At 35.6% G+C, this 12369-nt stretch carries 9 protein-coding genes; 7 read left to right on the top strand and 2 right to left on the bottom strand.

What is annotated here, in order from left to right:
- Window positions 1–502: 502 nt before the first annotated feature.
- Window positions 503–922, top strand: a complete 420-nt coding sequence (locus tag FLA105534_RS13550; protein WP_173966658.1) for an OsmC family protein — start codon at window positions 503–505, stop codon at window positions 920–922.
- Between the two features lie 161 nt (window positions 923–1083).
- On the opposite strand, the gene FLA105534_RS13555 is transcribed toward FLA105534_RS13550, so the two are convergent.
- Together FLA105534_RS13555 and gyrA are read right to left on the bottom strand one after the other, a co-directional pair.
- Window positions 1084–2352, bottom strand: coding sequence for a tetratricopeptide repeat protein (locus FLA105534_RS13555; RefSeq protein ID WP_173966659.1), 1269 nt, complete (start codon window positions 2350–2352; stop codon window positions 1084–1086).
- Between the two features lie 43 nt (window positions 2353–2395).
- Window positions 2396–5038 (bottom strand): DNA gyrase subunit A, encoded by a 2643-nt coding sequence (gyrA, locus tag FLA105534_RS13560; protein ID WP_173966660.1) that lies wholly within the window; start codon window positions 5036–5038, stop codon window positions 2396–2398.
- A gap of 258 nt (window positions 5039–5296) precedes the next feature.
- On the opposite strand from gyrA, the gene FLA105534_RS13565 reads away from it, so the two are divergent.
- The 6 genes from FLA105534_RS13565 to FLA105534_RS13590 all read left to right on the top strand — a co-directional run bounded on the left by FLA105534_RS13565 (window position 5297) and on the right by FLA105534_RS13590 (window position 12351).
- Window positions 5297–7843 carry an ATP-dependent Clp protease ATP-binding subunit gene (locus tag FLA105534_RS13565; protein ID WP_173966661.1) on the top strand — a complete coding sequence of 849 codons (2547 nt, stop codon included), beginning with the start codon at window positions 5297–5299 and terminating at the stop codon, window positions 7841–7843.
- Between the two features lie 140 nt (window positions 7844–7983).
- Window positions 7984–9351 (top strand): 30S ribosomal protein S6--L-glutamate ligase, encoded by a 1368-nt coding sequence (rimK, locus tag FLA105534_RS13570; RefSeq protein ID WP_173966662.1) that lies wholly within the window; start codon window positions 7984–7986, stop codon window positions 9349–9351.
- Window positions 9352–9470: 119 nt separating this feature from the next.
- Window positions 9471–9986, top strand: coding sequence for a DUF421 domain-containing protein (locus FLA105534_RS13575; protein ID WP_173966679.1), 516 nt, complete (start codon window positions 9471–9473; stop codon window positions 9984–9986).
- A gap of 102 nt (window positions 9987–10088) precedes the next feature.
- On the top strand, window positions 10089–10424 hold the full coding sequence (locus tag FLA105534_RS13580) for a PadR family transcriptional regulator (protein WP_173966663.1): 336 nt from the start codon (window positions 10089–10091) through the stop codon (window positions 10422–10424).
- The gene (locus FLA105534_RS13585) at window positions 10421–11038 is read left to right on the top strand and encodes an HAAS domain-containing protein (RefSeq protein WP_173966664.1); all 618 of its coding nucleotides are present in this window, start codon (window positions 10421–10423) and stop codon (window positions 11036–11038) included. Before FLA105534_RS13580 ends, FLA105534_RS13585 begins: the two co-directional genes overlap by 4 nt.
- Window positions 11035–12351: a serine hydrolase domain-containing protein gene (locus FLA105534_RS13590; protein ID WP_173966665.1), complete on the top strand. Its 1317-nt coding sequence runs from the start codon at window positions 11035–11037 to the stop codon at window positions 12349–12351. Before FLA105534_RS13585 ends, FLA105534_RS13590 begins: the two co-directional genes overlap by 4 nt.
- Window positions 12352–12369: the final 18 nt, after the last annotated feature.

Below are 12369 nucleotides of genomic sequence, written 5' to 3' on the forward strand. Positions count from 1 at the left end.
ATTAAGCTCCTAAAGGAGCACATTTGCCTGAAAGCACCATAATCACCAAACACTTTACTTTACTTTACTTTACTTTACTTTACTTTAATTTAGTTTACTTTAATTTAGTTTACTTTACTAAAATAGAAGCATAAAAAATCTCGTAGAGATTACATATAGGTAACTACACAACTCCTCCCTCGACAAATCTGTCCCGTAGGGACTTAACAATTACAACTACAATGTCTAACCTCATGGCAGCCAAAGTTCGCAAATCTAAATCCAGGTAAAACTTTGTAAATTTTCCGCTTTCCAAACAAACAAACAAACAAACAAACAAACAGCTCCAATCTTCACAGACTTTACGGCAAAACTTTCACCCATTTCAACTAAAACCTTAAACTTAACATTCTCATTAAACTTCATAAAACAATTCTGTAAAATATTGATTATATTTGATAATCACATTATCCACTGACAATCAATAGGATACAAACTAATTATTAATTCAAATCACAAGACAATGAAATTTACAAGAAAAGCAAATGCCAACTGGAAAGGAACTGGTATGGAAGGAAAAGGAACGATCAGCACACAGAGCACTACTTTAAATAACGCACAATTATCATTTAAAACAAGATTTGCTGACGGTGTCGGAACAAATCCTGAAGAACTTATCGCTGCAGCTCATTCCGGCTGTTTTACGATGCAATTAAGTTTTTTACTAAACGAAGGTGGTTATACAGCAGATGATTTAAGCACAGAGGCCACAGTAACGTTTGAAGATGGCTCCATCACTTTGATTCATTTGGATTTAAAAGGAAAAGTGCCAGTTATTTCTAAAGAGGAATTTGAAAAAACAGCAGCAAAAGCAAAAGAGATTTGTCCAATTTCCAAACTTTTAAATACTACCATCACATTGTCCGTTATACTAATCGCTTAAGAAAACTCCCTATTCCAATAATCCTGGGTATCACTGGAATTTGGAATTTGTTTGTTTTAGGTATTGAGCTTTTATACATACCAATAAAAAAATTCCAAATTCCAATAATAGACATCATTGGAATTTGGAATTTTAAATTATTGAGTATTAACTCTCGTTAATTACATTGTCGCTTTCAATGCTTTTGCTTCAGCAGTCATTTCTAACGCTTTGTAAACTCCTAATAAAGTCTTAGAAACATCCTCGTTTTTAGGATCTAACTCATTCGCTTTTTTAAGATAAGGAATAACTCCTTTGAAAACACTTTCTCTTTGAGCTTTCAACACATCGTAACGTTTCATATCCTTAGCAGTAGTTCCCAATTTATTCATTTCATCAATGATTGGTTTTTCAGCTTCTAATTTTAACGCCGCAAGGTTTAGGTAAGCATTAGCATAGTTTGGATTGATTTCAATAGCTTTTAGGTAATATTTCTCAGCATCTGCATTGTTTTTTGCATTAGCACTGATTACACCTAAGTTGAAAACTAAATCAGCATTGTTTGGATCTTTTTGCAAAGCCTCACCTACTAGTTTTTTGTATGTTTCGTAATCTTTAGATTCCAAATACAAATTCGCTTCTGTCAAAATCAAAGAAGAATCTTCCGGATTTGCTTTTCTAGCATCTGCAATAGCTTGCTTAGCATCTTCACTACGTCCTTTTTGAACCAGGATTAAAGCAAGATTTTTGTAGATTTCACCTCTTTTAGAAGGAATAGCTTCTGTTTTTGGTTTTTCGTGAGTCCCTAATTTTACTGCTAAGTCTCTATCTTTAGCATTGTTAAAACCATCTTCACTACCCGAAATTTTATTTACAGCCGTGAAACTAGTTCCTTTTCCTGAATAATTTAATTTTTTTAACTCTTCATACATCGGTAAAGCAAGATCAAAATCCTGAGCATTTACTGCCGTAGAAGCCGCATAATATAAATTGATTGTATCTTTTTTGTCTAACAAATAAGCATCATACAATTTTTTTGCTCCATCAGCATGTTTGGTTGCCTGAGAATCAGCAATTGCAGCATTAATCAACTTTCCTTTTATTTCAATAATAGAAGTTGCAGCCTGAGTAGAATATTTAACTTTTCCAGATGCTTTTTCAACATCAATTAGTTTTTTATAAGTCTCAGCAGCAAGAGAAAGATTTTTTCCTTCTTCTACTTTTTTGTTTGCCAAATCTAAATAAGCATTACCTTTTACAAAATAGTATTGTGCTTGTTCAACATCTTTGGCATTTATTACCATATTTTCAGCATCTTTTAAGATCGTAAGTGCTCCCTGAGCATCTCCGCTTTTTAATGCTTTTTCAGCACTCTTAATCTGATCCTTCTGAGCAAAAGTAGCTACTGAAATCAATAATGCTGACGCAAGTATTACATATTTACTTTTCATAATATTCAATTTGTGTATTTAATTATAAGTGGTTTATTTTCTACTATTCTTCCGATTCTTCTTCTTCAGAATCATCTTCATCCTCTAATTCTTCTTCAGAATCATCATCGTCATCATCTTCGACAACACCGTCATCTTCAAGAACCTCTAAATCCGGTTTCACTCTCTCAATAGCTGATTCAATAACATTACCATCTTCGTCTACAACAACTTCAGCAACATCATCTTTCATTACTTTTGTTACCGCAGCAATAGAATCTTTACCTTTTAGGTTAATCAATCGAACTCCCTGAGTAGCACGCCCCATTACACGTAAATCCTCAATAGCCATTCTAATGGTTAATCCAGACTTGTTGATAATCATTAAATCATCAGCATCTGTTACCGCATTGATCGAGATTAGTTTTCCTGTTTTCTCTGTAATGTTAAGGGTTTTAACTCCTTTTCCGCCACGATTTGTAATTCTGTAAACATCCTCACCATCGTCGTCCACTAATTTGGTACGTTTTCCGTATCCATTTTCAGTTACAACCAAAATTTGCGAATCGTTAACATTATCTTTATCAATGGTTACCATTCCAATTACTTCATCAGTATCGTCTTTTAAAGTAATTCCACGAACCCCCGAAGCTGTTCTTCCCATCGGACGCGTTTTAGTTTCCTCAAAACGAACCAGTTTACCAGACTTAACTGCCAGGATGATTTGGCTTTCTCCATTGGTTAATTTAGCCTCAAGTAATTCATCACCTTCTTTAATAGTAATAGCAGCAACACCATTTACCCTTGGTTTAGAATATTTCTCTAAAGATGTTTTCTTAACCTGACCTTGTTTAGTTACCATTACAAGATTATGACTGTTGATATACTCTTTATCTTTTAAGTCTTGCGTACAAATGAAAGCTTTTACTTTATCATCACTTTCGATGTTTACTAAATTCTGAATTGCTCTACCTTTTGCCGTTTTGCTTCCTTCAGGAATTTCATAAACACGCATCCAGAAACATTTTCCTTTTTGCGTAAAGAACATCATATATTGGTGGTTGGTTGCCACGAACATATGCTCAAGGAAATCCTGATCTCTTGTTCCTGCGCTTTTTTGTCCAACTCCCCCTCTATTTTGAGTTTTATACTCAGTCAGGTTGGTACGTTTGATATAACCTGCATGCGAAATTGTAATTACTACATTTTCATCTGCAATCAAATCTTCGATACTAACATCTCCACCTGAATATTCTATAGTAGAACGACGCTCATCTCCGTATTTTTCACGGATTTCTTCAAGTTCTTCCTTAATTAAATTCGTTCTTAAATCTACATCTGCCAATAAGGCTTTCAAATGTTCGATTAACTTCATTAATTCATCAAACTCAGCTCTTAATTTATCCTGCTCCAGACCTGTCAACTGACGCAAACGCATCTCAACAATGGCACGCGCCTGAATGTCTGATAAATTGAATCTCTCGATTAATTTCTCACGGGCTTCTTCGGTATTTTTAGAACCTCTGATGATCGCAATTACTTCGTCAATATTATCTGAAGCAATAATTAAACCTTCTAAAATATGAGCTCTTTCTTCTGCTTTACGCAATTCAAAACGAGTTCTTCTTACTACTACATCATGACGGTGCTCAATAAAATAGTGAATCATATCTTTCAGATTCAGCATTTGTGGGCGGCCTTTTACCAATGCAATATTGTTTACACTAAAAGAAGATTGTAATGAAGTGTATTTATATAAGGTATTTAACACTACGTTTGGTGTAGCATCACGTTTCAAAATATAAACGATTCGCATACCATTTCTATCCGACTCGTCACGAATATTCGCAATACCCTCAATTTTTTTATCGTTAACCAAATCAGCCGTACGTTTGATCATTTCGGCTTTGTTCACCTGATATGGAATCTCGGTAACAATGATACATTCTCTTCCATCCACTTCTTCAAAACCAACTTTAGCACGCATTACGATACGTCCTCTACCAGTTTTAAAAGCTTCACGAACTCCTTCATAACCGTATATTACACCACCGGTTGGAAAATCCGGAGCTTTAATATGCGTCATTAATTCGTCAACTTCAATATCATTATTATCAAGGTAGGCTAATGTACCGTTGATTACTTCAGTTAAATTGTGTGGCGGCATATTTGTTGCCATACCAACAGCAATACCTGTAGCTCCGTTTACTAATAAAGTAGGAACTCTTGTTGGCATTACTTTTGGCTCATATAAAGTATCGTCAAAGTTCAACTGAAAGTCAACAGTTTCTTTTTCGATATCTGCCATGATATCTTCAGAAATCTTACGCATTCTGGCCTCAGTATAACGCATTGCTGCCGGGCTATCGCCATCAACAGAACCAAAGTTACCCTGACCATCCACTAATAAATATCGCATACTCCATTCCTGAGCCATACGTACCATCGCATCATATACAGAGGTATCTCCGTGCGGGTGATACTTACCCAGAACCTCTCCTACGATTCTTGCAGATTTTTTGTGGGCAGATCTTGATGTTACTCCTAAGTCATACATTCCGTAAAGAACTCTTCGATGCACTGGTTTCAAGCCATCTCTAACATCTGGAAGCGCTCTCGATACGATTACTGACATCGAATAATCAATGTAAGCTGATTTCATTTCATCTTCTATGTTAATAGGAATTAACTTTTCTCCTTCAGACATAAGTTGTTATATTAAATAATTATATTAGTTTCAAAGCGTGCCAAGATACGTTTTTTTTGAAATTTTTTCAGCTATTTACCTACACTTATTTCAATGATTTATTAACAACTTTATTTTAGGTTTTAGTTAATAAATTAAGCGTATTTTAACGCTTTTATTGTTATTTTTTTTGTCACTTAGCTGTCAGGAGATGCTGATGGGTACGGTTTTTGTTTTTCAAACAGTAATTCACTAAATTTACAATACCAATTATATATTATGGATGATAATTTTTCACCAAGAGTAAAAGATGTTATTACCTACAGTAAAGAGGAAGCCTTGCGTTTGGGCCACGACTTTATTGGTACTGAACATCTAATGCTAGGCATTTTAAGAGATGGAAACGGAAAAGCTATTCATATACTTAATAACCTTGCAGTCGATTTAGATCATTTACGCAGGAAGGTAGAAATACTGAGTCCAGCCAATCAGAGCGTTGAAGTAAATGCCGAAAAGAAAAATCTTCATCTCACGCGTCAGGCGGAAAGAGCCCTGAAGACCACTTTTCTGGAAGCAAAAGTATTTCAAAGCTCGTCAATTAGCACGGCGCATCTGCTTTTATGTATCTTACGCAACGAAAACGATCCAACAACCAAGCTATTGAATAAACTAAAAATAGATTATGACATAGCTAAAGAACAATATTTAAATATGACTCCAAACGAAGAAGAATTCTTAGAAAACTTGCCAAGAAACGAATCGTATAATGACGATTCAGGACAAGATGACAGTCTTAAAGAAAGTAGTTTTAACAATCCCGCCAATAAGTCAAACAAAAAATCTAAGACTCCGGTTCTGGACAATTTTGGGAGAGATTTAACAGAAATGGCAGAGGAAGGAAAACTGGACCCGGTTGTAGGACGCGAGAAAGAAATAGAACGTGTTTCTCAAATTCTAAGCCGTAGAAAAAAGAACAACCCTCTTCTTATCGGAGAGCCGGGAGTTGGTAAATCTGCTATTGCAGAAGGACTTGCTCTGCGCATCATTCAGAAAAAAGTATCCCGTATTCTTTTTCATAAACGTGTAGTTACACTTGATTTGGCCAGTTTAGTAGCCGGAACAAAATACCGCGGCCAGTTTGAAGAAAGAATGAAAGCTGTGATGAACGAACTTGAAAAAAATGATGACATCATTCTTTTCATCGACGAAATCCACACTATCGTTGGTGCTGGTGGCGCAACAGGTTCACTTGATGCATCCAACATGTTCAAACCTGCTTTGGCAAGAGGTGAAATCCAATGTATTGGAGCCACAACTCTTGACGAATACAGACAATATATTGAGAAAGATGGCGCCCTTGAAAGACGTTTTCAAAAAGTAATTGTTGAACCAACTTCTGTTGAAGAAACAATCGCTATCTTAAACAATGTAAAAGACAAATACGAAGATCACCACAATGTTACTTATACACAAGAAGCTATTGAAGCCTGCGTTAAGTTAACAAACAGATATATGTCTGAGCGTTTCTTACCGGACAAAGCTATCGATGCTCTTGACGAAGCAGGATCCCGCGTACACATTACTAACATTGATGTCCCTAAACAAATTTTAGATTTGGAACGTCAGTTAGAAGAAGTTCGCGAAATGAAAAACATGGTGGTTAAGAAACAAAAATACGAAGAGGCTGCCAAACTTCGCGACGATGAAAAACGTATCGAAAAAGACCTGGCTGTCGCTCAGGAACAATGGGAAGAAGACTCTAAAAACAACAGAATTGAAGTTACAGAAGATAACGTAGCCGATGTTGTTTCGATGATGACCGGAATTCCTGTTAACCGTATTGCACAAACAGAAAGCAACAAATTAGCTCAATTACCTGAATTGATTCAGAACAAAGTAATCGGACAAAATGAAGCTGTTTTAAAAATTGCACGTTCTATTCAGCGTAACAGAGCCGGACTTAAAGATCCAAACAAACCAATCGGTTCGTTTATTTTCCTAGGTCAAACTGGAGTTGGTAAAACACAATTAGCAAAAGTTTTAGCAAAAGAATTATTTGATTCGGAAGATGCGTTAATCCGTATTGACATGAGTGAATACATGGAGAAATTTGCCATCTCCCGTTTAGTTGGAGCGCCTCCGGGATATGTAGGATACGAAGAAGGTGGTCAGTTGACTGAAAAAGTTCGCAGAAAACCTTATTGTGTTGTACTTTTAGACGAGATCGAAAAAGCGCATCCGGATGTATTTAATATGATGCTTCAGGTTTTAGATGACGGATACTTAACAGATAGTTTAGGTCGCAAAATCGACTTTAAAAACACGATTATTATCATGACCTCTAACGTTGGAGCACGTCAGTTAAAAGACTTTGGACAAGGTGTAGGATTCGGAACTGCTGCAAAAGTGGCTCAGGCCGATGAGAACTCAAAAAGCATAATCGAAAATGCCTTGAAAAAAACCTTTGCTCCTGAGTTCTTAAACAGAATTGATGATGTAATCGTATTCAATGCCTTAGAAAAAGCCGATATTGACTTGATTATCGAAATTGAACTTAAGAAATTGTACAGCCGAGTTTCAGAATTAGGATACACCTTAAGTCTTACCGATAAAGCAAAAGCATTTATTGCAGAAAAAGGTTTCGACAGACAATTTGGCGCAAGACCTCTTAAAAGAGCGATTCAGAAATATGTTGAAGATTTATTGGCAGAAGAAATCATCACTTCAAAAATACATTCAGGTGATGAAATCTTAATGGATCTGAAAGATGATTCTCAGGAACTTTCCGTAGAGATTCATAAAGCCGAAGAGCCAACTAATCAATAAATTAGTTTAATTTTATAACAAAAATAAAATACCCGTTACGTTTTCATAACATAACGGGTATTTTTTTTGGATAATTTGCTATCTTTAATAAAAGCAAATAGCTATTTTTGGCTATTAAATTCTATAATAAAAAACAACGTATGCTTCAAAACAAAGTCATTTTAGGTAGCGAAGAATGGTGCTCATTTCCAGAACTAGGGATCCCGACAATCAAGGCTCGTGTGGATTCCGGTGCCAAAACTTCGGCAATGCACGCTATAAACATAGCTCCTTTTATAAAAAATGATGCCAATTGGGTAAAATTCGATATTAATCCAATTCAGAATAATATCAAAACTATTATTCATTGTGAAGCTCCATTGGTTGACAAAAGAATTGTAAAAAGCTCAAGCGGTTTTAGAGAACATCGCTACGTTATTCAAACACATTTAAAAATTGGCGATATAAAATGGCCAATCGAAATGACCTTAACCAACAGGGATTCTATGGGATTCCGAATGCTTCTGGGTCGTGAAGCCATGAGCGGACGTGTATTAGTTGATCCCGAAGAAAAATATCTTTTAGGACAGCCAAGTCCTGAAGCCTTAAAAGAATTATACCAAAACTCTGAAAAAGCAACTTCCGGATTGAGAATTGGACTTTTGGCAAGTAACCCTGAATTATACAGCAATAAAAGAATCATGGAAGCAGGTGAAATGCGCGGACATGAAATGCATTTTTTGAACATCAAAGAATGCTATATGAAACTGGATGCCAAAACACCTGAAATTCATTATCGCGGTGGAAAAATACTGAATCAGTTTGATGCTATTATCCCAAGAATTCGACCAAGCATTACTTTTTACGGCTGTGCTTTAACGCGTCAGTTTGAAGCGCTGAAGGTTTTTGTACTGAACTCTGCGACAGCAATCACACAATCCCGCGATAAACTCTATTCTTTACAACTTCTATTAAACAGTGGAATCGATATCCCAACTACCGGATTTGCCAATTCTCCGCTAGACACTGACAATCTAATTAAAATGGTTGGAGGATCTCCTTTAATCGTTAAGCTACTGGAAGGTACCCAGGGAAAAGGTGTTGTTTTAGCAGAAACCAAAAAAGCTGCAGAAAGTGTGATCAATGCTTTTAAGAGCTTAAATGCCAATATACTTGTTCAGGAATTCATTAAAGAAGCCAACGGAAAAGACATTCGCTGTTTTGTTATCGACGGTAAAGTGGTAGCTGCAATACAACGTGAAGCTATGCCAGGAGAATTCAGAGCCAACATTCACTTAGGCGGAACTGCATCTGTTATAAAAGTAACTGCCGAGGAGAAAAAAATCGCTATAAAAGCCGCAAAAGCCATGGACTTAAAAGTAGCAGGTGTCGACATTATTCGCTCTTCAAAAGGTCCATTATTACTTGAAGTAAACTCTTCTCCGGGTCTTGAAGGAATCGAAGGCGCTACCAACAAAGATGTTGCAGGCGAAATGATTAAAGCAATCGAAAAGAACTTTAAATTATAATTGTTTCTTTTTCAGTAAAAATATTCATTTAGACCTAATGTCTAATCATTAATTTAGCAACTTTGTTGAGGTTTTACTTTGACAAAGTTTTTTTTTAAATTCAAATAATAAAGAAAATGATGCTATCTCCCTATTTAGATATTATTTTAAGAAGTCTCTCCGTCTATTTTTTCATGACTATTGCTTTGAGAATCTTCGGTAAAAAAGAGCTTTCGCAATTGAACACTGCCGATATTATTCTGATTTTATTGATTAGTAACTCCGTTCAAAATGCCATGGTAGGTCCAGACACTAGTCTTTGGGGAGGTTTAGTTGCAGCTTTGGCTTTGTTTATCATCAATTACATCATCAAAAAACTGACTCACAAATACAAAGGTCTCAGCAATTTACTACTGGACAAACCTGAAATCCTGATTCATGATGGCAAACTGGATTTCAAAGCTTTAAGCAAACTTGATATTTCGCACGAAGAATTAAAAGAAGCGGCACGCGAACATGGCCTGGAGCATTTAACTGATATAAAGCTCGCCATGCTGGAAATCGATGGCACTATAAGTATTATTTCGAAAGAGAAACAAAATCTCAAGCAAACACACTACAAGCGAAAACACAATCGCAAGAATCTGCAAAAATAAATCATAAGCACAAGTAGCTTAAAATCAACAACTTAATATTTTAAGTTAAAAAACTTAGCTATATACTTTGTTATGCTATGTATTTTGTTATACATTAGCCACATGAACGAAACATTTGTAACAAACTGGAAGTCTCAGGTAAAGAAAGGCACTTTAACTTTCATTATCCTTAATGTACTCAAAAACCAGGAGTACTATGGTTATGAACTTATCGAACAAATAAGAAAGCATACCGAAATAGAAATAGCAGAGGGAACACTTTACCCATTAATGAACCGATTAAAAACAGAAGAACTGGTAGATTCAAAATGGGTTGAGCAGGAAACCGGAATCCCAAGGAAGTACTATTCCTTAACCGAAGCCGGCATCGCAACTTTGAGCCAAATGAATATTTACTGGGAAAATCTCGAAAAATCAATTAAAAAAATCATTCAATGAGAATAGAAGATATCAAATTCGAGCAGGAAGCTTCGCAACGAATTTACAACAACTACATGAAGCGTATCAAAAAAGCAACAGCTTCACTACCAAAAATAGATCAGGACGACATTTATATGGAATTCAACAGCCATATTTTTGAAACCATCCAACATAGAAACGGAACAAACGAAGTTGATGCTCTTTTAGACAGCATCGAAAAACTAGGTCCTCCCGAAGAGGTTCTAAAACCGCTTATTGCAGACAAAAAACTGGAACAGGCTACCAAAACTTTCAATCCTATTCATGTTTTCAAAGCTTTGGTATTAAACATTACCAATGGTATTTCGTACATCTTTTTCTCTATTTTATACCTTTTCCTGTTTGGTTTCGTATTCCTGATTTTTGCGAAAATCCTTAATCCTTCTCAGGTTGGTCTTCATATCAACAAAGACTCTATTTCTGTTTTCACATTAGGAATAATGGATCCTGAAGACCAAATTAAATACCACACTTACGAGGCACTTGGCAATTGGTTTATTCCTGTTATGCTAGTATTAACCGTATTATCCTATTTACTTATAACCTTATTATTAAAACTTAAAAAATCAATCAATCAAAAATCATCCTTATGAAAAAAATCACCAACATCTGTTTAATTGCCCTCATCACGACGAGCGGTTTTTCTCAAACTTTCAACTCAAAAAAACTTGACAGCCTTTTTGCTCTTTTAGAAAAAAACAGCAAATACATGGGAAGCATAGCCATATCTGAAAACGGGAAAACAATCTACACCAAATCTATTGGCTATGATGACATCGCAAGTGCAAAAAAATCCAATATCCAGACCAAGTACAGAATTGGCTCGATCTCTAAAACATTTACCGCATCCTTAATTTTAAAGGCTGTAGAAGAGAATAAAATCAACTTAAATCAAACTATTGATAAGTATTTTCCAACAGTGAAAAATGCCAAAACAATTACAATCGGCAATTTATTAAATCACAGAAGTGGTATACACGACTTTACAGACGATGACGATTACTTAAAATGGAATACTCAATTCCAATCCAGAACCAAAATGATCGAACGTATTTCTGCCGGTGTCGTCGTTTTTGAACCTGACACTAAAGGTCAGTACAGCAATTCTAATTACATACTATTGTCGTTTATACTCGAAGACATTTACAAGAAGCCTTATGGAGAAATTTTAAGCCTGAAAATCACAAAACCTTTACATCTAAAAAACACTTATCTCGGCAGCAAAATCAGCCTGAACAACAATGAATGCTATTCTTATACACTTGAAGAAAAATGGAATAAAGAAAGTGAAACCGACGCATCGATTCCGCTTGGAGCCGGAGCAGTAGCTTCTAATCCTACTGATTTAAATCTTTTCTATGAAAATCTCTTCGCAGGGAAAGTAGTTTCTATAGAACATTTAAACCAAATGAAAACCATTAAAGACAAATTCGGAATGGGTCTTTTTGAATTTCCATATTACGACAGAAAAAGTTATGGACATACTGGAGGAATTGACGGTTTCAGATCTGTTGCAGGCTATTTCCCAAATGAAAAATTAGCTTTAGCTCTAACTTCAAACGGAATGGGCTACGATAACAACAATATTATGTTATGCGCACTGAATTCGTATTTCAACAAACCTTTTAAAATGCCTGTCTTTAGCAACATTGCTATCACTACCGCAACATTGGATTCTTACTCCGGAACCTATGGTAGTTTGCAGATTCCGTTAAAAATAAGCATTTCTAACAAAGACAATGCTTTAATCGCTCAGGCCACAGGCCAGCCTTCTTTTCCTTTAGAGGCTACAGCTGTAAATATCTTTAAATTTGATACTGCAGGAATCGTTCTTGAGTTTAATGCTGAGAAAAAAGAAATGACTCTAAAACAAGGCGGGAAAGATTATTTGTTTACAAAAGAATAACTCGTACTGAAATAAAAA

Source organism: Flavobacterium collinsii, from assembly GCF_902804485.1.
Taxonomy (GTDB): Bacteria; Bacteroidota; Bacteroidia; order Flavobacteriales; family Flavobacteriaceae; genus Flavobacterium; species Flavobacterium collinsii.